At 62.1% G+C, this 19379-nt stretch carries 21 protein-coding genes; 11 read left to right on the top strand and 10 right to left on the bottom strand.

Translation table 11 applies throughout. The features are described 5' to 3' along the window. Nucleotides 1-65: 65 nt before the first annotated feature. The 4 genes from NZM16_RS02360 to NZM16_RS02345 are packed head-to-tail and all read left to right on the top strand — an operon-like array spanning nt 66 to nt 4347. Entirely contained in the window at nt 66-1976 is a 1911-nt protein-coding gene (locus NZM16_RS02360) for a bifunctional homocysteine S-methyltransferase/methylenetetrahydrofolate reductase (RefSeq protein ID WP_295449507.1), read from the top strand. Between the two features lie 35 nt (nt 1977-2011). Further along, nucleotides 2012-2644: a PH domain-containing protein gene (locus tag NZM16_RS02355; RefSeq protein ID WP_295449510.1), complete on the top strand. Its 633-nt coding sequence runs from the start codon at nt 2012-2014 to the stop codon at nt 2642-2644. Nucleotides 2645-2678: 34 nt separating this feature from the next. Further along, nucleotides 2679-3521, top strand: coding sequence for a purine-nucleoside phosphorylase (locus tag NZM16_RS02350; protein WP_295449513.1), 843 nt, complete (start codon nt 2679-2681; stop codon nt 3519-3521). 52 nt (nt 3522-3573) lie between these two features. Continuing rightward, nucleotides 3574-4347, top strand: a complete 774-nt coding sequence (locus tag NZM16_RS02345; protein WP_295449516.1) for a hypothetical protein — start codon at nt 3574-3576, stop codon at nt 4345-4347. 168 nt (nt 4348-4515) lie between these two features. Here the strand turns inward: NZM16_RS02345 and NZM16_RS02340 are convergent, their stop codons facing one another. After that, the gene (locus NZM16_RS02340; RefSeq protein ID WP_295478239.1) at nt 4516-6210 is read right to left on the bottom strand and encodes an ABC transporter substrate-binding protein; all 1695 of its coding nucleotides are present in this window, start codon (nt 6208-6210) and stop codon (nt 4516-4518) included. 126 nt (nt 6211-6336) lie between these two features. Here NZM16_RS02340 and NZM16_RS02335 point away from each other — a divergent pair, with 126 nt between their 5' ends. After that, nucleotides 6337-6585: a hypothetical protein gene (locus NZM16_RS02335; RefSeq protein ID WP_295449521.1), complete on the top strand. Its 249-nt coding sequence runs from the start codon at nt 6337-6339 to the stop codon at nt 6583-6585. 185 nt (nt 6586-6770) lie between these two features. Here the strand turns inward: NZM16_RS02335 and NZM16_RS02330 are convergent, their stop codons facing one another. From NZM16_RS02330 to NZM16_RS02290, 9 genes are all read right to left on the bottom strand, one after another. Further along, the gene (locus NZM16_RS02330) at nt 6771-7640 is read right to left on the bottom strand and encodes a UbiA-like polyprenyltransferase (RefSeq protein ID WP_295449523.1); all 870 of its coding nucleotides are present in this window, start codon (nt 7638-7640) and stop codon (nt 6771-6773) included. Nucleotides 7641-7736: 96 nt separating this feature from the next. Continuing rightward, on the bottom strand, nt 7737-8477 hold the full coding sequence (locus NZM16_RS02325) for an HAD family hydrolase (protein WP_295449525.1): 741 nt from the start codon (nt 8475-8477) through the stop codon (nt 7737-7739). A gap of 92 nt (nt 8478-8569) precedes the next feature. Next, nucleotides 8570-9184, bottom strand: coding sequence for a ribosomal protein S18-alanine N-acetyltransferase (gene rimI, locus NZM16_RS02320; RefSeq protein ID WP_295449527.1), 615 nt, complete (start codon nt 9182-9184; stop codon nt 8570-8572). 20 nt (nt 9185-9204) lie between these two features. Next, nucleotides 9205-9885 (bottom strand): tRNA (adenosine(37)-N6)-threonylcarbamoyltransferase complex dimerization subunit type 1 TsaB, encoded by a 681-nt coding sequence (gene tsaB / locus NZM16_RS02315; protein WP_295449530.1) that lies wholly within the window; start codon nt 9883-9885, stop codon nt 9205-9207. Between the two features lie 127 nt (nt 9886-10012). Next, entirely contained in the window at nt 10013-10504 is a 492-nt protein-coding gene (gene tsaE, locus NZM16_RS02310; RefSeq protein ID WP_295449533.1) for a tRNA (adenosine(37)-N6)-threonylcarbamoyltransferase complex ATPase subunit type 1 TsaE, read from the bottom strand. Between the two features lie 175 nt (nt 10505-10679). Next, nucleotides 10680-11315 carry a c-type cytochrome gene (locus tag NZM16_RS02305; RefSeq protein WP_295449536.1) on the bottom strand — a complete coding sequence of 212 codons (636 nt, stop codon included), beginning with the start codon at nt 11313-11315 and terminating at the stop codon, nt 10680-10682. A 149-nt stretch (nt 11316-11464) separates the two neighbouring features. After that, a complete protein-coding gene (locus NZM16_RS02300; RefSeq protein WP_295449637.1) occupies nt 11465-12148 on the bottom strand; it encodes a DUF4032 domain-containing protein in 684 nt (227 codons plus the stop codon). 130 nt (nt 12149-12278) lie between these two features. Beyond that, nucleotides 12279-13061, bottom strand: coding sequence for a metallophosphoesterase (locus tag NZM16_RS02295; RefSeq protein WP_295449539.1), 783 nt, complete (start codon nt 13059-13061; stop codon nt 12279-12281). Next, nucleotides 13058-13354 carry a nucleotide pyrophosphohydrolase gene (locus NZM16_RS02290; protein WP_295478236.1) on the bottom strand — a complete coding sequence of 99 codons (297 nt, stop codon included), beginning with the start codon at nt 13352-13354 and terminating at the stop codon, nt 13058-13060. Before NZM16_RS02290 ends, NZM16_RS02295 begins: the two co-directional genes overlap by 4 nt. Before the next feature lie 288 nt (nt 13355-13642). On the opposite strand from NZM16_RS02290, the gene NZM16_RS02285 reads away from it, so the two are divergent. From NZM16_RS02285 to NZM16_RS02260, 6 genes are all read left to right on the top strand, one after another. After that, the gene (locus tag NZM16_RS02285; RefSeq protein WP_295449545.1) at nt 13643-14563 is read left to right on the top strand and encodes a J domain-containing protein; all 921 of its coding nucleotides are present in this window, start codon (nt 13643-13645) and stop codon (nt 14561-14563) included. Nucleotides 14564-14659: 96 nt separating this feature from the next. Then, nucleotides 14660-15838, top strand: a complete 1179-nt coding sequence (locus NZM16_RS02280) for a trypsin-like peptidase domain-containing protein (protein ID WP_295449548.1) — start codon at nt 14660-14662, stop codon at nt 15836-15838. A gap of 54 nt (nt 15839-15892) precedes the next feature. Beyond that, nucleotides 15893-17086 (top strand): trypsin-like peptidase domain-containing protein, encoded by a 1194-nt coding sequence (locus NZM16_RS02275; protein WP_295449550.1) that lies wholly within the window; start codon nt 15893-15895, stop codon nt 17084-17086. Between the two features lie 252 nt (nt 17087-17338). Continuing rightward, nucleotides 17339-17692 (top strand): MerR family transcriptional regulator, encoded by a 354-nt coding sequence (locus tag NZM16_RS02270; protein ID WP_295449553.1) that lies wholly within the window; start codon nt 17339-17341, stop codon nt 17690-17692. Nucleotides 17693-17830: 138 nt separating this feature from the next. After that, nucleotides 17831-18349, top strand: coding sequence for a secondary thiamine-phosphate synthase enzyme YjbQ (locus NZM16_RS02265; RefSeq protein WP_295478233.1), 519 nt, complete (start codon nt 17831-17833; stop codon nt 18347-18349). A gap of 45 nt (nt 18350-18394) precedes the next feature. Next, nucleotides 18395-19285, top strand: a complete 891-nt coding sequence (locus tag NZM16_RS02260) for an LLM class F420-dependent oxidoreductase (protein ID WP_295449559.1) — start codon at nt 18395-18397, stop codon at nt 19283-19285. The last annotated feature ends 94 nt before the right edge of the window (nt 19286-19379 follow it).

The following is a 19379-nucleotide window of genomic DNA, read 5'->3' as shown; positions in this document are numbered from 1 at the left end:
CAGTCCGCGGCACGTATTCTGAACATGAGGCGAGGATTTCTTTATCGTCGGAGGAGCCAACCGCGATGACAAAACCGACCCTCCTCGAGCGCTTGGCCCAGGGCCCGTTGCTGGCCGATGGAGCCATGGGCACTATGCTTTACGCGCGAGGCTTCTCGCTGGATCGCTGCTATGAAGCACTGAACGTGGAGGCTCCCGAAGTCGTCCTGGAGATCCATCGCGCCTACCTGCAAGCAGGGGCCGAGTTGCTGGAGACCAACACCTTTGGGGCGAATCGCTATCGCCTAGCCGAACACGGATTGGAAGATCAGGTGGTGTCGTTGAACCGCGCAGGGGTTGCGCTGGCGCGGCAGGCTGCCCTGGAGGCGGATCGCCCCGTGTGGATCGCCGGCTCCGTTGGGCCGCTGGGGGTGCCCCTCGCCCCTCTGGGTCGGGTGAAGGCGGTGGAAGCCCGCGAAGCTTTCCGGGAGCAGATCGCCGCGCTGGTGGAGGCGGGCGTGGATGCCCTGATCCTGGAAACCTTTTCGTCTCTTCCGGAGATCCTGGAGGCCGTCCGTGCCGCCCAGGAGACAGCCCCTCACCTGCCGATCATCGCTGAGATGACCTTTGCCCAGGATGGCCACACCCTGATGGGCCACACCCCCGAGGAGGTCGTCGAGACCCTTCTGGAACTGGGGGTTCCTATCATCGGAGCGAATTGTTCGGTGGGGCCCGCCAAACTGCTTCCGGTGATTCGCCGGATGGCCTCCCGGGTAGGGGAGGCGGGCGGCCCCCCACCTTACTTGGCGGTTATGCCGAACGCGGGCTGGCCTGAGATCGCCGCCGGGCGCCTTCGCTATCCGGCCACGCCGGATTACTTCGCCGAATATGCGCAGCGTTTTCTTGCCCTCGGCGTGCGGATCCTTGGAGGATGCTGTGGAACAACCCCGGAACACATTGCCGCGATGCGTCGAGCGCTGAAGGCACGGGCGGAACCTCCTGCCGAGGGCCGCCGTCCGATCTTTCGCGGGGTTTCTCCTCCCCTCCCTGCCGAACCTGAACCCACCGACCTGGCCCGTCGCCTGCGGGCCGGCCTCTTTGTGGTGAGCGTGGAGGTGGATCCTCCGCGGGGCCATGATGCCAGCGCCCTGCTGGAGGTGGCGCGTTCGCTGAAAGCCGGCGGGGTGGACGCTCTAAACATCGCCGATAGCCCGATGGCCCGGCTAAGGATGAGCCCGTGGGCCCTGGCTTTCCTGGTCCAGAACCACGTCGGCATGGAAACCATCCTCCACTTCCCGACCCGGGGGCGCAACCTTCTACGCATCCAGTCGGACCTCCTAGCCATCCACGCCCTGGGGGTGCGCAACCTGTTCGTCGTCATGGGGGATCCTCCCGCTCAGGGAGATTACCCGGAGGCCACCGATGCCATGGATATCGTGCCGTCGGGTCTGGTTCAGTTGATCAAAGAGCGGTTTAACGCGGGCCTGGATCATGCAGGGGAGTCCATCGGCCGGCCGACCGCGTTCTTTGTGGGCGTTGCCCTGAACTTCAACGCACCGGATCCAGCGCGTGAGATGAAGGCACTGCGCCGGAAGATCCGCGCCGGAGCGGATTTCATCATGACCCAGCCGGTTTACGAGCCGGCCACTCTGAAGGCTTTCCTCCGGCGCTATGAGGAATGGGAAGGCCCCATCCCGATCCCGATCCTGGCTGGGGTGCTCCCCCTCATGAGCCTCCGTCATGCCGAGTTCTTGCACAATGAGGTGCCGGGCATCCAGGTCCCGGAAGCGGTTCGCGAGCGCCTCCGGCGGGCCGGCGAGGAGCGAGCACGCGTGGAAGGGATTCGCATCGCTCAGGAGGTGGTGGCGGAGCTCGCGGAATTCGCCCAGGGGCTTTATGTAATGCCGCCCATGGGCCGCTATGAACTGGTCTTCCGGATCATGGAAGCCATCCCCTCTCACCAGCGTCGGCACAAAGCATCCCTACCAGAGGAATAATGGTCTTTTACTCAACACCCAATGCGGGGGTTCTCATGGGCTACATCGAACAGTTATTGGGCGAGAACGAGCGTGTCCTTTTCCAGACCCGACAGCACCCCCTGGTCCTCCTTCGCCCGGCGCTGGGTTATGGGATCCCTGCTGGCGTTCTGATCGGCCTGACCATTGCCAGCGGCATCCTCTTTCCCCCCTTCACACTCCCCTTGGTGATCGCGGGCCTGGCCTTAGCGATGATCCCGCTGGCATTTCTACTCCGTTCTTTGCTTCGCTGGTGGAACGAGGTGTATATGGTGACCACACGGCGGGTGGTTCAGGTGGAGGGGATCCTGAACAAGAATGTTTTCGATTCCTCCCTCGAAAAGGTCAACGATGTGGTTCTGCGGCAATCCCTGTGGGGACGCCTGTTCAACTATGGGGATATCGAGATCCTCACAGGGAGCGAGATCGGGGTGAACCGCCTGAATCGGATCGCCGATCCCCTGCGTTTCAAGCAAGTCATGCTGGATCAGAAAGCGATGCTGGGGGAACGGCCAGGGTTGGAGAGCCCAGGGGGTGGCGAAATCGAGAGCTTGCTGGCACAGCTGGAGGCGTTGCGTCGTAGCGGCCTGTTGAGCGATCAGGAGTTCGAGGAGAAGAGGCAGGCTTTGTTGAAGCGCCAGGAAGCATGACAAGGGCAAGATCGATGCTCGTTTGGAGAACGCCATGCATGTCCATGAAATGATCCCCCGAGCTGAATATGAAGCCGCTGCCGCGTGGATCCGGGAACGGATCTCGTTCCCGCCGCGGATTGGGCTGGTGCTGGGCTCCGGACTGGCCCCGCTGGCCGATGTGGTCGAGGCATCGATCACGCTGGCCTTCACGGAGATCCCCGGTTTCCCAGCCGCCACCGTCGAAGGGCATCCTGGCCGGGTGATCATCGGGCGGCTGGAAGGGCACCCGGTGATGGTGCTTCAAGGACGCGCTCATTTCTATGAAGGCTATTCGGTGCAGCGAACGACCTTTCCCATCCGGGTGATGCAGCTTCTGGGCGTTCGGATCCTGATCCTGACCAACGCTGCGGGAGGGCTGAACCCGGGGTTCCGACCTGGGGATGTGATGATCCTCCGCGACCACATCGGCCTCTTCGGGATGGCCGGGGCCAACCCCCTCCGAGGGCCGAACGAGGCGGATTGGGGTCCCCGGTTTCCCGATCTTTCCCGGGCTTACGACCCGGAGCTCCGGGCGCTGGCGCGGGAGGTCGCTGAGGCAGAAGGCATCCCGACCCATGAGGGAGTCTATGTGATGCTGGGCGGACCCAGCTTCGAGACGCCCGCGGAGGTGCGATTCCTGCGTCTGATCGGAGCGGATGCGGTCGGAATGTCCACCGTCCCGGAGGTGATCGTGGCCTGCCATGGCGGAATGCGGGTTCTCGCCTTATCCGGGATCTCGAATGTTCTGAACCCAGATGCATTTGAGCCGCCGACCCATGAGGAGGTCCTCCAAGCAGGCCGGGTTCTGGTCCCCCGGCTCACGACGATCATCCGGGGCGTGCTGCAGAGGATTTGAGGGGAAAACGTGCTTCTCGATGGGTTTTGGACCCACGGGGAGAAGGGTGTGGATGGAAAACCTATGGACTTTGCTGAAATCTTTAGCTCCGGTGCTCTATGGGGGCATCGGCCTACTGCTGCTGATCACCCTGGGGCAGGCCTGGCGGGCCTATCGCCGGCTCATCCGAGCCTTTTTCCGCGTGGAGCGGGAGATGGCCGCTATGGATCTGCTCAGTGGACTGACCCGGGCCGCATTCCTGCTCGTCCTCGGTCTGGGCCTCTGGCTTCTTGTGGGATCAGGGGTTCTCAGTCCCCTTTCGGAGCCCTCTCCCCTCCCGACGCCAGCACGGGTTCCCTCGCCCACAGTTCCCGGGCTTCGCTCGCCAACCCCCCGGATTTCGCCCTCCTCTGGATTTCTTCCCATCCCTTCCCCATCGCCCCTGCCTCCGCCTTCGCCATCGCCGATCCCTTCTCCTTCCCCTTCACCCACAGCGACCCCCACTCCGCTCCGGGCACGCTGCCCGGATCCGAACGCACAGATCGAGTTTCCATCCCCAGGCCAGGTGATCTCCCAACCCATCACCTTGATCGGCACGGCCACCCATTCCGCTTTTCAGTTCTATAAAGTGGAAATCCATGGGCCCTACACGGGAGGCCAATGGGTCACCCTGGGGGATATCGTGCGGCAACCGGTGATCGAGGGACGACTTTGGACCTTCGATCCTCGTCCCTTCTTCCCCCAGCCGGGCCGCTATCGGCTTCGCGTGGTGGTGGTGGACATCGCGGCGCGAGAGGCGGCGATCTGCGAGGTTCCTGTGGTGATCGCTCCCCCAGGAAGTGGCTGATCGATCGATATGATTTGCCCAGGATCCTTCATTGAGGGATGAGCCCCTCCTCTCAGGGGCATGCGCTAAACGGGATCGCCTGGGCTGCGAATCGCAAGGGGTGAGACCTTAAGAGGTCTCACCCCTTGTGATATCTTAGGGTCCGGATCGCTCAAGCGGCCAGGGGGCTTACTGCTGTGCGTTCAGGAAGGCCCCGAAGAAGGCGCTGAAGTATTCAAAGGTCCCCGTGCGGCCCTTATGGTTGGGGTCCTTAGCGTCCCACTGGGCCTTGAAGGTCGCCACCACGTCGTTAGCATCCAGCTCCGCGCCGTTGTGGAACTTGACGCCCCGGCGGAGATAGAAAGTCCACACGGTGAGATCCGCGTTGGCCTCGTAGCGTTCTGCGAGGGCTGGCTCGACCTCGACGCCGCCGACCTTATAGGTCAGCAAAGGCTCATAGACCTGCTGGCAAGCCCGGAAGGTCTCACCGTCGGTCTCGTCGGCGCACCACAGGGCAATGGGCTCCGCGTTCTGCATCCACACCAGCTCGTCCTTACCGGGGTCCATCACCCAGAAGGCCTCGTTGTTCAGCGGGCTGGCGTGGGCGCCCTTCACGCTGGCTTTGAAGGCGGCCGCCGAGACCCCATGGGCCAGAGGGATCATCGGCACGTGTCGCTTGATCAGCTCGTTCACCTTGTCGTAGTGCTTCTGCCGCTCAGCGGGATCGCTCAGCTTGGCCGCCGCCCGGATCTCCTGCACCAGATCCGGGAAGAGGTTGCCGAACTGCTTATTGGCCTCGTTGGCGAAGTGATAATCATAGAAGTTGGTGGCGTCCGGGTAGTCGGCCAGCCAGCCCAGGAGATACATCGGCTCATTGCCCGCTGCCACCGAGTCCAGGAAGGCTCCAGACTCCATCACCTTGATCTCGACCCGGATGCCAACCTCGGCGAGCTGGGCCTGGAGGTCCTGGGCGACCTTGCCTGGCTCCGGCAGGTAACCGCGCACCACGTCCCGGTAAGAGAGGGTGATATCGAAACCGTTGGGGTAGCCGGCCTCGGCCAGGAGTCGCTTCGCCTCCTCCGGGTTATAGTCATACCACTTCAGGCCTTCGGTGTAGCCCGGCTTGAGGGCGGGCGGCACGAACTGTTCCGCTACCATGGAGCCCGCCGGGTAGAAGTTTTTGACCAGACGCTCCCGATCGATGGCCATCGCGATCGCCTGACGGACCTTCTCATTGTCCAGCGGCGGCTTGGTGTTGTTCAGGCCCAGGTATGCGATGTTCAACGGAGGACGGATGTAAAGCTTCAGGTTGGGATCCCGCTCGATCGTTGCAAAGTCGTTGGGGTTCGGATTGTCGATCCCATCGACCGTCCCGGCCTGCAGCTCCAGCAGGCGCGCCGCGGCCTCCTTGGACCAGCGGAAGATCAGCGTTTTCGCCTTGGCCTTCTCGCCCCAGTAATCCGGGTTGGCCTCAAAGATGATGCGATCGCCCCGGATCCACTCTTTGACGCGATAAGGCCCTGTCCCGTTCGGCCTCTCGCTCATTTTCACCGAATCGCCACCATTGGCATCCAGGTAATCTTTATCCTGGATCGCAAAGGCGGCGAAAGCCACCTTGGACGGGAAGGCCGGATCGGGGTAACACAACGTGAAACGGACAGTGTATTGATCTATCGCTTCAATGGCTTTAAACTCTCCGCCGTAATTGCAATCCGGCGCCTCAACTTTCATTGGCTGGAAGGCGGGCATGGGGGTGGCAGCCGGAGGGGGGGTGGGTGAGGGGGGCGGAACCGTGGCCGTCGGCGTTGGAGTGGCCCCAGGCGCACAGGCGGCTAGTGCCAGGGCAAGTAAAACCCATATGGAAACGAACCCCTTCCGACACATGGCCTCTCCTCCTTTCTGGGCAGAGGGATCCGATTACGGGAACCTGAAAGGGCTTCCCGCAAAGCCGGCATTACGAGTATAGTCGGAGCCAGGAGCCTCGTCAATCGAGCTTGGAGCAAAGAGCGGATGAGCTTCGATCCCCGCTCACCGATCCAAGCCCACGAAGTGGGGGAGTATGTGTTCTGTGCCCGCGCGTGGTGGCATCGCCGGCAGGGCCATCCTTCAGCGCGGGAGGAGGATCAGGAATCTGGCCGTCGCTTTCACACGCGCTTCGAACAGCGACGTCGATGGGGGGATCGCCTGATCGCCATCTCCATCCTCCTGGCGATCGCTGGCACAGCTCTCCTGATCGGCGGGCTGGCTTTCCAGCCATAGAGCTGGAGGCCTTCGGCCCCTAGCCCCGCATCCCAAACCCCAGAATGTGAGGTATCGAGGGCTGGAGCGACCGCCCTAGGCCTCAACATTTCCCCTCATGCCCCAAAGGGCCATGGAGGGGAGTTTCATCGACTCGTTCCCCAAAGGCATGCCCATAGCACGCGCTTGCAAAAAGCTTCCTCCTCTCAACGTCCCCAGGCCAATCCGCCCCAGGCTGCAGCGAACAGAAGGACGCTGATATAGGCGTTCACGTTAAAGAACGCCACATCCACTCGAGAGAGATCGTTTGGTGAAACCAGGCGATGTTCATAAACCAGGAGAGCGCCGACCAGCCCCATTCCCAACCAGTAAGGCCATCCCAGCTGAAGCATGATCCCCAGGGCAGCCAGCAGGATCAGCATCCCCAGATGGTTCAGGCGCGCCACCGCCAACGCCGGCGCTATCCCGAAGCGGGCCGGGACGCTGTAAAGCCCTTCCCGACGGTCGAAATCTACATCCTGACAGGCATAGATCAGATCAAAGCCGGCGATCCACATGGTCACTACAGCGATCAAGATCCAGGCCGGCAAATCTTCCGGCTTCCAGAAGGATCCCCGAAGGGCGATCCACGCTCCCATGGGCGCCAGACCATCGGTGAACCCCAGGATCCAGTGGCTGAGCCATGTGAAGCGCTTGGTATAGTGATAACCGATCAGGAACAACATGGCTACGGGAAGGAGCGCGACGCACAGGGGATTCAATGCCCATGCGGCCACCACCAGCACCACGCCCGAGATCCCCACCGCCCATTTCAGGGTCTCCGGCCGAAGGAGGCCGCGAGGCAATGGCCGGTTCGCTGTGCGGGGATTCCGGGCGTCGTATTCCCGATCCGCCAGACGGTTCATGCTCATCGCCAGGGTGCGAGCGGCCACCGTGGCCACCGTGATCCAGAGGACCTGATCCCAGCGCGGCCAGCCGCCGGCAGCCAGGAGCATACCGATATAGGCGAACGGCAACGCGAAAACGGTGTGCTCGAATTTAATCGCCTCCAGGAAGATCTTGAACCCCCGCCCCATCCTCTCGAATGCCTCCTGAAGATCTTTCAGTGAAGTGGACGTCCCTGGGTTGCTCAACTGCACCCGATCGGGAGAGACTCCGGGCGGAGCGGATTCCTACCCTCCATTCTCCCACTGGCTCAGGACGGCCAGGATCTCGCCCAGAGAATGGACGACGGCATCCGGTCGAGCGTGATTGGGTGAGGACATAGGCTCGGCCCCCATCGCCGCCCAGATCCCACGCATCCCAGCCAGATGGGCCCCCTGGATATCGGCCTCGAGAAGATCCCCAACCACCACAATGGCTTGTGGAGGAAGCCTCCAGGCCTCCGCGATCCCTAAGAAAAGAGCCGGATGCGGTTTCCGCCATCCGACAACGGCGGAGATCACAATGGGATCAAAGTAGCGACGCAACCCAAACCGATCGATCAATCGCCAGGAGTGATCAGCATCGCCCGAGTTGGTCAGGAGCGCCAGACGATAGTTCCGGCGGTGAAGTTCCTCCAGCGTCGTGAATGTATCCGGGAAAGGCCGCCAGCGCGCCTCCTGGGGAGTTAGAAAGGCCCGAACGACCTCCCGAACCACTTCCCTGGACAGCTCCTTGTAGCCCAGCTCGCCCAGGGCGAGGGCGAAGGTCTCCACCAGCGGATATTCCCGCCAATCCTCCTTCCAGCGTCCATAACGAAGGCTCATCCAGTGCTCCACCGCAGCAACCAAGGCGGCTTCTTCTACCGGGATCCCATGAGAACGCAGCGCCTTCAGGGCAGCCGCGAACATTTCCTGACGTAACGCTTCGGGCTCTTCCGGAAGCTCGATCAAGGTGTGACCGAGATCGAAGATCAAGCCCTGGATCTTCATGCGTCATCCCTCATTGAAGATGTGTGACGCGCCCAGCCACCCCCCCGTCGCAAAAGTCAGCCAATCCGCACAGGGTGAGATGAGCAGATCCCTCAATTCGTTCCAGAACGGTGAAGAGGGATCGGGCCTGCGGACTGCAATCGGGCCCAGAGCTGGGCCTTCAGAGCCTCCAATTGTTCTCGATAATCCGGAGAACGCACACCCTTCACGCTCATCACCAGAGCATCCTCATTGTTGTCCCGATAATACCTTGGCCGACGGCCTACGACCTCCAGCCCGTATTTCCGGTAAAGGTTCTGGGCCACCACATTGGAAGCCCGCACCTCCAGTGTGATCAGGTTGGCGCCCCAGGCGATCGCCTCCTCGACCAGGGCCAAGAACATCAGCTCCCCCAGGCCACGCCCCCGCCATGGCGTATCGATGGCGATCGTGCTGATATGGGCCTCATCCGGAACCAGCCAGAAGCCTCCGTATCCCAGGATCGGCAGTCGGGGGGGAGGGAATGTCAGCACAACGGCAAGAACTTCCCGAGGGCGCAGGACCAGATAATGGGCGTTGGGATTCCTTAAAAGCTCCTGCTCATAGGCGCGCATCGGCCACGGCATGGAGAACGCGCGTCGCTCGATCGCTATGACCTCCGTGATATCCTCCCAACGCATCGGGTCGATCCGAAAAGGCACCGACTCCGGGATCTCCAGGGCTGGCATTTTGACCTCGCCTTAATGGCTCATCCCGCGGGGACGCTGGGAGTGCGCAGATAGATAGGACGCAGAAGGGCAGGATCCGGTCGCTCGCCTGCCTGATAGCGGGCCCAAGCCAGCCGGGCCGCTCCCATAACCCGGGATGGACCGCCCCTGGGGATCAGCCAGGGGACGATGGGCGGCTGGCCCAGCCGCATGTGATCTTGAGCGGTCCATTCCCCGACCAGCCAGACCCCTGGCGTCCAGGAAGCGATCAATGCCTCCGCCGTCGTCAGCACTGGCTCTCCTGCCGGCATCCATTGCCCCGACCACTGATAACGGCGCAGCGCTAATCGTCCCCGCCCTGCTGGGAGAAACACGTTGAGCGTTTCCATCCATGGGGGAAGATCTGCCAGCATCGCCTCCTCTGTTCCGATTCCGAACAACGGACGGTCCAGCGCCATCGCCAATCCCTTGGCGGCAGCGATGCCCGCCCGGAGCCCGGTAAAGGAGCCGGGCCCGCTGACCACCGCCACAGCGATCAGATCCTCCGGGGTCAGACCGACCTTTGCCATCAACTCCTGACAGCGCTGCATCAACTCGGCGGTATGTCGATCCGCCGTTCGCCAGTAGGTCACCGCGGCCCACTCCGCTCCGTCGAAAAGCGCCAGGGCCAACCCAAGGGTCGCGGTATCCAGCGCGAGCAGATAGCTTCGTTTTCCCCTCATCGATGAAAGACCTCAATCTCCGAATTGAAGGAAGAGGAAGTGGTGGCATAGGTGACTTCGCCGCTCATTCCCATCCCTACTTTTGCGGCGAGCCCCCGAAGGGATCTCCCCGTCCTCCTCGCCCCCGTCACTCCGAGCCCAGCAGGGCTTGAAGCGTCTTCAAACGCTCTAAGGGAAAGGACCCGATCGCCTCCATCCGAATCTGGCGAACGGTGTCGCCAAGGGGGATCAGGGTCACCCGAAGATACGGCTCTGGGATGAGACCGGCCGCTCGCTCTGGCCATTCCATGGCGATGATGGCCATCTCATCAAACAGATCCCACAATCCGAGAGCCCACACCGCTTCTGGATTTTCCAGCCGATAAAGATCCACGTGATAAAACCTCCTGCCCCCCGGCAATGGATAAGCCTGAACCAGGATGAACGAAGGGCTCTGAACGGGTTCGGTGACCCCCAGCCCTTCCGCGATCCCCTGGATGAAGCGGGTTTTCCCGGCCCCCAGGGGGCCCTGGACCGCGACGATATCGCCGGGCTGCAACCAGCGCCCCAACGTCGCTCCGATCTGCCGCGTTGTGGCCTCGTCTATGGAGATCCGTTCCAGAAGCCATGCAGCGATCATTCCCGTCGCTACCTGATGTGGAAGGATTCTCCTCCTTTTCATAGCGCGAAGCCGAAGGCGTCCGGCTCCGTCTCCATCGGGAAGCAAACAACACAACGCCGATAGACTTGGGCGCTCTGGAGAGGATGGATGGGCTCCTCCCCATGGCCCTTCGAGTTGCGGGAAGGCCAAGCGCTCAGCTCCGTCGGTGAAGCCTCCCCATCATCCCCCATAGCAGGCCAGCGACACCGATCCCTCCCAGGATCCACCATGGAAATCGCTGCCGAATGAAATCCTCCATGATCCTCCCCAGCGCTCCTTTCCCCCGGGAAGCCAATGGGCGGAGCAGAACTCCCCGCGCAGCTTCCGGATCGAAGAGCTGGCCATCCGCCGGGATCCCATGACGCTGAAGCAGAAAGGCGGTCACGGCCCGGTAATCTTCCTCCGGAAGGCTCCCTGGAGCATGGAAGGGCATTTGGGCGCGGATATAAGCGTAGAGATCCGCAGCGGTCGTAAACCGCTGGAGAGTATTCGGCCCGATCAGCGCTGGGACCACGCGGGGGAGGGTGAAACCGTCCTCGGGATAAGGCTGAGGCCCGTGGCAGTTCGCCTTCCAGCAATTCTGATGGGTAGGCGGCCACGTGGCCCGCCACTCGTCGGTCAGTCCCTGTCCCTGATCCCCGTGACATGTGGAGCATCGACGAGCGAAGACTGCGGCCCCTCGTTCTGCTTCCTCCTCTTGATAGGCATGGGTGGAAGCTGCGGAAAACAGGAAGACCAGACCCAGCATTCCCAGGACCATCCCCCACTGCCTGATGGAAAGGGAACCCATGTAGCGAACCTCCCTTCGATACCTGGAGGAGACCTCAGGGTTCAGGAAGCAATGGGTCCTCCGTCGCTGGGCCAGACCGCTCAATGGGGATCACCCCGGTAGAAGCTGAACGATCCGCTTTCCACATCCCTTCGCCTGGCAGCCTCCTCTCAGATCCTCGGCTTCCCTTCCATCGGCGGAAGAGCGCTCATTCCCTCCACTGCCCGGCGGAGCTCGTTCACCAGGCGCCGGATCGGGTGTTCGGCGAACTGCTCGGCGTAATCCAGGGCCGCTATCTCCGGATTCACCTCCGGCCCATAGGCCTCCCGGAGATAATATAAATGGTCCATAATCCAGAGATAGAGGTCCGCTTCAGTCCGATTTGGGAAATCCTCCAGCAGGCCATGCTCGCGAATGGTTTTTACTACCGGCAAATAAACCGTATCATACCAGTGGGCCACTGCTTCATCCTCCGAGATCTCGCGGCCTTCCTCGAGGCCCATAAAGTAGCGATGCACAGCGATATGCTCGAGCAGGCGCTGATATCCCCCCGCGATGGTAAAGCGGATGTTCGCCTCCGGGCGAAGGAGATCCAGGCGGGTCCGCTCCAGAAATTCCTCATATTCGTGAAGAATTTCCAGATCTTCGGCCTGAAGATCCGACCCTACTGGCACCCGGCTTCGAACCTCGATCACCTCGGCCTCGATCTCTTGCCACCCCAGCGTCCGGGCCACTGAGATCCGGTGATGGCCGTCCAGGACGAAGTAAGCATCCCCAACTTTGTAAAGCCGAACCGGCGGGAGGTTGGCCTCCTGGAACAGGACGGTGCCAACCGCGATCCAGCGATCGGCCATATGGCGATGGATCGGCAGGAAGGCTCGATCGAAGTCCTGATACCGGTTGACACTGCCGATGATGTGATCCAGGGGGACTCGCTGGATGCCTCGATAAACGGATCCGCGCAGATTCAGCTTCTCTTTGACTTCATCGAACGCCAGCAATCTGTTCGGGCGCCCGGTCAGCTGGGCGATGAGACTCCGTAGCATCGCCCGGAAGCGAGCCCATCGATACTGAGCGACAACCTCGGCGGTCACCGGCTCGTTTCCGTTCGTGGTGTCCCACATCGCTCACCTCGATCTCCAGCACATAATAGGGAAACACATTGATCACCCGTGTCGGGCCTGCGGGAATCATAGGCCGACGGCCGTAGAAGTGTAGATGTCCATGCAAAAAATAACGTGGGCGGAAGCGATCGATCAGCCATCGGAAGGCAGAGAATCCCTGATGGGCTGGATCCGGTCCATCGCCGATGGATCGCGGCGGGGCATGGGCGATGAGCAGATCGATCGCCCGTCCATAGCGATACTGATTCCACAGCAAGCGTGGAACCAGCCGGAAGACCCGAAGCCACATCTCCTCTTCCGTATATTGATAACGGCCTTCCGGGTGATAGCGTCGGGAGCCCTCCAGCCCGCCCAGCAACAGGCCCTGCTCCCACACCACCCTTCCATCCAGATTCTGCCCACCCTCCGGCCCATGGCGGACCCGCCCATCGGAGAGGAGTTCCGGCCGGTCATGGTTCCCATGCACATAGAACAATGGGGCGCTGAAAAGCTCCATCAGGAATTCCAGGTATCCGTAGGGCAGGTCTCCGCATGAAAGGATCAGATGGATGGGGGAAAGCCACTCCCGGGCCTGAAGCGAGTATAAGGCCTCGACCACCTGATCGGAGACCGCCAGAATGCGGAGCCGGCGTCCCGCGCTCATGGCCACTCCCGCTGGTAATTCTGAGCCAGTTTTGCCATCACCGCCTCGCCCAGGTCGATGCCGTGCAAACGGGCCAGCTGTAACAGATAGAGCATCACATCCGCCAGCTCCCCGGCCAGCGCTTCCCGATCCGCGACTTCTTTCCACTGGAAGAGCTCCAGCACCTCTGCTGCTTCCAGGACCAACGAGATCGCCAGATTGCGGGGGGTCTGGGGTCGCGGCGAGCCCGGGTTATACCAGCCCTTCGCTGTAACGAATTGTTCCATCGCCTCTTCAAGCGCGCGCAAATCCACAGATCTCCTCCTGGTTGCTATATGTCGCTCCGCAGGACAGAGCGCCGAGGTGAAATCGTGGGAGTTACGCCTCCTCTTATCCCCCCTTCCCCACCTTTCCTTCTCCCCTCCCCTTATTGGAGAGAGACGTGGGTGAGGGAATCTTCTGCCAGGCTGAAATGGAGAGCTCCACGCGATTCAGGGATTGTTATCCAGCCCGGTTCCCATTTTCCCTATTCTCCAGCACCCTGGTTGTAAAATCAAAAGCTGAGCGCTGTTCTTGAAATCTCCGGGAGCTGAGGCCGCGAAATGGAGTTTAAAGATTACTACGCGATCCTGGGCGTCTCCCCCGATGCGAGCGAGGAGGAGATCAAACGGGCTTACCGGAAGCTGGCCCGACAATACCATCCCGATGTCAATCCGGGCGATAAGGCGGCGGAGGAGAAGTTCAAAGAGATCAATGAAGCCTACGAGGTGCTCTCCGATCCGGAAAAGCGCCGCAAATATGATGAGCTCCGCCGTCAATATGAAGCCTGGCGTCGAGCCGGTTACGATCCGGGTCAGTTCGACTGGTCCCCCTGGGTTCAGCCCGGCCGGGTGCGGGTTGAAGTAGGAGATCTGGAGGACCTGCTCTCCGGATTCTCGGACTTCTTCGAGATGCTGTTCGGCGGCATGCCCCGGCAAACACGGGGGCGGACCACCACTCGGTTCCGAGGGCGGGATATCGAACAGCCAGTGGCGCTCACCCTGGAGGAGGCCTTCCAGGGAACCACCCGGATTATCCGCGCTCGGGATGGGCGTCGCCTGGAAGTCCGCATCCCCCCGGGGGTGCGAACCGGAGCCCGGGTGCGGGTTCCGGGGGCCGGAGAGCCTGGCTATGGCGGGCCACCGGGGGATCTCTATCTGGTCGTCGAGGTCGCTCCTCACCCCCGCTTTGAGCAGCGGGATCAGGATCTTTACGCCACGTTGCCGGTCGATCTCTACACGGCTGTCCTGGGGGGCGAGGTTCCCTTCCGCCATCTGGATGGAAGGACCCTGATGGTTCATATTCCGCCGGAGACCCAGAACGGCACCCTGATCCGCCTGCGGGGGGAAGGCATGCCCTCCCCGCATCATCCGGGCGAACGGGGGGACCTTTACCTCCGGGTCTCCGTGGAATTGCCCCGGAACCTGACCCCGAGGGAACGGGAGCTGTTCGCCGAACTGGCCCGTCTGCGCCGAGGGCGATAACTGAACTGCATGTCAGCTTAAGGAATGAGGGCGACCCATACCTTCCGAAACTCCACTCCCGGAGTGCCTGCGATCTTTATCCAGGAGCGAAAGCCCATGGGCTCGCGAATCCGAAAAGGGATCTGGATCCTTTTGGCGGGGATCTTCGCATGGAGCGGATGCCGCTCACTCTCTCTGCGGGAGCTGATTTTCGTCACCCCCACGCCGGCGTCCGGCGGCGCGGTTGTTGTTCCGGCAGGGCCTCCGCCGACGCCCCCACCCATCCCATCGGGGCTTGATGAGGAGGAGCAACGCCTGATCGCCATCTATCAGAAGGTCCTGCCCTCCGTGGTCAACATCGATGTGGAGGGAGCAGAAGCTTCCGCTTTCGGTAGCGGGTCCGGTTTTGTTTATGATACCCAGGGACACATCGTCACCAACAATCACGTGGTCGAAGATGCTGAGGAGATCTGGGTGACATTCTATGACGGGACGGTGGCAAAGGCCCGTGTGGTGGGGCGGGATGTCTTCAGCGATCTGGCAGTGATCCGGGTGGACGCGCCTGCCGAGCTCCTGCGCCCCGTTGAGCTGGGGGACTCGGATACGCTTCGGGTCGGCCAGAAGGTCATAGCCATCGGCAATCCCTTCGGCCTGCGGGGGACGATGACCTTAGGGGTGATCAGCGCACTGGGCCGGGCGCTGGAGACGCCCACCCGCTTTCAGATCCCGGATGTCATTCAGACCGATGCGGCGATTAACCCGGGCAACTCCGGGGGACCCCTGGTGGATCTGCAAGGCCGGGTGATCGGCGTTAACTCCGCCATCCGGACCGACTCCAGCATCACCGGGATACCCGCGAACATCGGCATCGGCTTCGCGATCCCTGTGAATACCGTAAAACGTGTGGTCCCTCAGCTGATCCAAAACGGCCGGGTCCGCTATCCTTACCTGGGGATCACCTCCACCGGCGCCATCTCGCTGGCGGAACTGCGAGCGCGAGGATACGATGTCCCCGCCACCCGGGGCGTTCTGATCCAGGAAGTGGTTCCTGACGGTTCAGCCGCCCGAGCCGGCCTGCGGGGAGGCACTCGCGAGGTTCAGGTTCGAGGAACCCGCATCCTGCTGGGCGGGGATATCATCACGGCCATCAACGGCCGTCCGGTTTCCTCCTTCGATGAGCTGGTTTCTTATCTGGTTAACTACACGGAGGTTGGCCAGACGGTGACGTTAACCATCCTGCGGGATGGGCAGGAAAGGCAGGTCCAGGTGACCCTGGGGGAGCGGCCCTCGCCGTAAGGAGAGCGAACACGGAGGGCGCTTCGCTCACCCTTGCGAGGAGGATCCGGGAAGATGCGGCGCGGCTTCTGGCTTTTGCTGGCAGGGCTTTTGCTCTTCATTGGGGGTTGTGCAGCGATGACCGCTGGCGCCCTTCTATGGGCTCGCTCGGCTCTGACCCAGCCGTCGGGCGGTGCTGCCCTCCCACAAGCGGGGGGCGCTTCCTCTCCTTTCCCGACTCCGACACCCATCCCTCCGGAGGCGTTGTCGGAAGCCCGGGCGATAGAGGCAGCGTTCATCTCGGTCTATCAGCGGGTCAGCCCCTCCGTGGTGCACATCACCACCCGGGCGACGGCGTTCGATCTCTTTCGGGGCCCCATTTACCAGGAGGGCACTGGATCCGGATTCGTGTGGGATCGGGAGGGGCACATCGTCACCAATAACCATGTGGTGGAGGGCGCGGATCAGATCGAGGTGATCCTCGCCGATGGCACCACCGCTTCCGCCACGCTGGTGGGAGCGGACGCTTACAACGACCTGGCCGTGCTACGGGTCAGGGTGCCCCGGGAGAAATTGCTCCCGGTGACGTTGGGAGATTCCTCACAGCTTCAGGTCGGACAATGGGTCATCGCCATCGGGAACCCCTTCGGTCTGGACCGCACGATGACGGTGGGGGTGATCAGCGCCCTGGGCCGGACCCTGGAGCTCTCCGATCGACCGTTAGGGGAGGTGATCCAAACGGACGCGGCCATCAACCCGGGGAACTCGGGGGGTCCGTTGCTGGATCTGGATGGACGGGTGATCGGGATCAACACGGCGATCCGCTCCCCCAGCGGCGGTTCCATCGGTATCGGATTTGCCATCCCGGTGAACACGATCAAGCGGGTGGTTCCCGAACTGATCGCCCGGGGGCGTTATCCCCACCCCTGGTTGGGCGCCTCGTTTTTTGAGATCACCCCCGCCTTCGCCCAGGCCTTCCGCCTGCCGGTGGATCACGGCCTCCTCACGGTTCAGGTGGCGCCGGGCAGTCCGGCGGATCGGGCTGGGCTGCGGGGAGCGACCCAACGGGTGCGCACCCGCTTCGGCGACGTGTTCCTAGGTGGGGACATCATCACCGCGATTGATGATCGCCCTCTGCGTCGAGTGGATGAGCTCGTGATCTACCTGGAGAATTACAAACGCGTTGGGGAGACGGTGACCCTCTCGATCCTCCGCGACGGCCAAGCGCTGACGCTCCGGGTGACCCTCGGGGAGCGGCCGTCGGAATGATCACCGCCGCCGCCCGGAACTGCCGCTAGGCGCTTTGTTAACCCGAGCTTTTAGGATTATGAATGGGAGCCTGGGGAGATGGAGCGACCGGCTCTCCCTACCGGATCGAGGCGGGCGGGCTGCTTTCGGCGGCTCTCCCGGCTCGAAGGAGTTGCCCTCTCCTCGCCCCGCGCCGCGAAGCGACGCAGGGATGAGGAGAGGGAGAAGAACGAAGCACCCGCCACACACCACCCGATCCAGGAGGTGAAGGCGATGATGGAGATTCAAGCCTGCGCAGTCGAAGTGGTGGATGAAGATCAACCCCGATATCGGATCGGGAAGGTGGCTGCGATGGTGCAGTTGCATCCGCAAACCATTCGGTATTATGAATCCATTGGCCTGATCTCTCCCCGGCGGGTCCGGGGCCGGATACGTCTGTATTCGGAACGGGATGTGGCCCGGCTGCGCCAGATCGTAGAGCTGACGCAGCTGGGCGTCAACCTGGCAGGAGTGGAAATCATCCTTCGCCTGCGAGAGCAGATCTCCGTCCTTCAGCTGGAAATCGAACGGCTGCGCGCGATCCTTGGGGCGGAATCGCCTCCGCCCTCGGAGCCCGAGCAACTCTAACTTGCGTGCTGATCTCGATGCGGGGAATTCGAGCGCGTTCCCCGCATCTCTCTGGACGGCAGGGAAGAAAGAGGCAAGCTCTTTCATGAGGTCCAGGCATCTGCCTTGACTCGAAACCCGGATGTGCAGGAGGCCCGGATGTCCTATCGGATAGTAAGCGATAACCGACCGGTGGAGCTGGATGCGCCGTTGACCGAAAACTTAGTGAAAGAGGAAATCCGCCGTTATGAGAATGGACCCTATCGGGCCTTGACCCTTTATCTCTGGTTTCAGACAAGGGAACGGCGTGCGATCATCCGTCTGACAGATCGCGTGCGAGAGGCTGTGCGAGAGAGCGGGATCCGCGAGGGCTTCGCCCTGGTCAGCGCGATGCACATCACCGCCGCCGTTTACGTGAACGACCACGAAGAGGGTATCATGCAGGACATGATGGAGTTATTGGACCGCCTGGCGCCCTTCCGCCCGGATTACCGGCACCACCGCACCGGTGAGGATAATGCGGACGCCCATCTTAAGAGCCTGCTCCTCCACCACGAGGTGATCGTCCCGGTTACGAATGGGGATCTGGACCTGGGTCCATGGCAGGAGATCTTCTACGCGGAATTCGATGGCCAGCGTCGCAAGCGGGTCCTGGTCAAGGTTGTGGGAGTCGTGTGAAGGGGAGATGAAGCACAATAACCATGGCGTTCGGAGCGGAAAACCATGCATATCGGCATCTGCCTGCCGAATTATGGCCGGGCTTCATCGCCCGAGGCCATCCGCGAGGTGGCCCAGGCGGCAGAGTCTCTGGGATTCGACTCCCTCTGGACCACGGACCACATCCTGGTCCCTGAAGCTCATTATGAGCCCTACGGCCGCATCTTCGAGACCTGGACCACTTTGGCCTATGTGGCCGCGCTGACCCAGCGGGTCCGGCTGGGCACGTCGATCCTCCTTCTGGGATTGCGCAACCCAGTGCTGGTGGCCAAGCAAGCGGCTACCCTAGATCAATTGTCGAACGGCCGTTTAATCCTGGGGATTGGCGCGGGGTGGCTGGCCCCGGAGTTCGAGAACCTGGGGATGTCTTTCCGACGCCGCGTTCGATTTCTCGAAGAGGGCATCGCCCTGATGCGAACCCTGTGGACCAACCCCCGTCCGCGTTTTCAGGGCCGCTTCTTCCGCATCCAGGACGCCGTGTTCGAGCCCCTGCCGGTCCAACCCGGTGGACCCCCGATCTGGATTGGGGGGAACACGGAAGCCGCGGTGCGACGGGCCGCCCGTTTGGGAGATGGTTGGCATCCGGTCGGTCTGGATCCGGAGACATTGCGGACGCGCGTGGCCCAGCTGCGCACATGGTCTCAGGGGCGTTCGATCCCGGTCATTTGCCGGATGTATATCGCCCTGGATTCCCAGCTTCCGCCGGTGTATACTTCGCCAGCCGGCGAACGCCGAATGCGGTTGACTGGCCCCGCGGAGCAGATCGTGCAGGGTCTACAGGCGCTTCGGGACGCCGGAGCGGACGGGGTGATCTTCACGTTTGAGGCTCCATCCGTCACTGTGCAAATCGAGCAGATGCGACGGTTTGCAGAGCTGCGGTCCCAGCTTACATGGTGATTGCGCCTTGCCGTATTGCAAACCAGTGCTTTGACCAGTCAAGGGGAAAACATCTTTCGGGGGCTGGGCGGGGGGGGGGGGGGCCCCCCCCCCC

Source organism: Thermoflexus sp., from assembly GCF_025055495.1.
Taxonomy (GTDB): domain Bacteria; phylum Chloroflexota; class Anaerolineae; order Thermoflexales; family Thermoflexaceae; genus Thermoflexus.
The sequence above is the reverse complement of the archived record's forward strand: the minus strand, read 5'-3'. Positions and strand labels throughout refer to the sequence as shown.

Excerpts from the sequence above, each read along its gene's own strand:
- NZM16_RS02360 (WP_295449507.1), top strand. The coding sequence starts at position 66 with ATGACAAAACCGACCCTCCTCGAGCGCTTGGCCCAGGGCCCGTTGCTG.
- NZM16_RS02355 (WP_295449510.1), top strand. The coding sequence starts at position 2,012 with ATGGGCTACATCGAACAGTTATTGGGCGAGAACGAGCGTGTCCTTTTC.
- NZM16_RS02350 (WP_295449513.1), top strand. The coding sequence starts at position 2,679 with ATGCATGTCCATGAAATGATCCCCCGAGCTGAATATGAAGCCGCTGCC.
- NZM16_RS02345 (WP_295449516.1), top strand. The coding sequence starts at position 3,574 with ATGGAAAACCTATGGACTTTGCTGAAATCTTTAGCTCCGGTGCTCTAT.
- NZM16_RS02340 (WP_295478239.1), bottom strand. The coding sequence starts at position 6,210 with ATGTGTCGGAAGGGGTTCGTTTCCATATGGGTTTTACTTGCCCTGGCA.
- NZM16_RS02335 (WP_295449521.1), top strand. The coding sequence starts at position 6,337 with ATGAGCTTCGATCCCCGCTCACCGATCCAAGCCCACGAAGTGGGGGAG.
- NZM16_RS02330 (WP_295449523.1), bottom strand. The coding sequence starts at position 7,640 with ATGGGGCGGGGGTTCAAGATCTTCCTGGAGGCGATTAAATTCGAGCAC.
- NZM16_RS02325 (WP_295449525.1), bottom strand. The coding sequence starts at position 8,477 with ATGAAGATCCAGGGCTTGATCTTCGATCTCGGTCACACCTTGATCGAG.
- rimI (WP_295449527.1), bottom strand. The coding sequence starts at position 9,184 with ATGCCAGCCCTGGAGATCCCGGAGTCGGTGCCTTTTCGGATCGACCCG.
- tsaB (WP_295449530.1), bottom strand. The coding sequence starts at position 9,885 with ATGAGGGGAAAACGAAGCTATCTGCTCGCGCTGGATACCGCGACCCTT.
- tsaE (WP_295449533.1), bottom strand. The coding sequence starts at position 10,504 with ATGATCGCTGCATGGCTTCTGGAACGGATCTCCATAGACGAGGCCACA.
- NZM16_RS02305 (WP_295449536.1), bottom strand. The coding sequence starts at position 11,315 with ATGGGTTCCCTTTCCATCAGGCAGTGGGGGATGGTCCTGGGAATGCTG.
- NZM16_RS02300 (WP_295449637.1), bottom strand. The coding sequence starts at position 12,148 with ATGGCCGATCGCTGGATCGCGGTTGGCACCGTCCTGTTCCAGGAGGCC.
- NZM16_RS02295 (WP_295449539.1), bottom strand. The coding sequence starts at position 13,061 with ATGAGCGCGGGACGCCGGCTCCGCATTCTGGCGGTCTCCGATCAGGTG.
- NZM16_RS02285 (WP_295449545.1), top strand. The coding sequence starts at position 13,643 with ATGGAGTTTAAAGATTACTACGCGATCCTGGGCGTCTCCCCCGATGCG.
- NZM16_RS02280 (WP_295449548.1), top strand. The coding sequence starts at position 14,660 with ATGGGCTCGCGAATCCGAAAAGGGATCTGGATCCTTTTGGCGGGGATC.
- NZM16_RS02275 (WP_295449550.1), top strand. The coding sequence starts at position 15,893 with ATGCGGCGCGGCTTCTGGCTTTTGCTGGCAGGGCTTTTGCTCTTCATT.
- NZM16_RS02270 (WP_295449553.1), top strand. The coding sequence starts at position 17,339 with ATGATGGAGATTCAAGCCTGCGCAGTCGAAGTGGTGGATGAAGATCAA.
- NZM16_RS02265 (WP_295478233.1), top strand. The coding sequence starts at position 17,831 with ATGTCCTATCGGATAGTAAGCGATAACCGACCGGTGGAGCTGGATGCG.
- NZM16_RS02260 (WP_295449559.1), top strand. The coding sequence starts at position 18,395 with ATGCATATCGGCATCTGCCTGCCGAATTATGGCCGGGCTTCATCGCCC.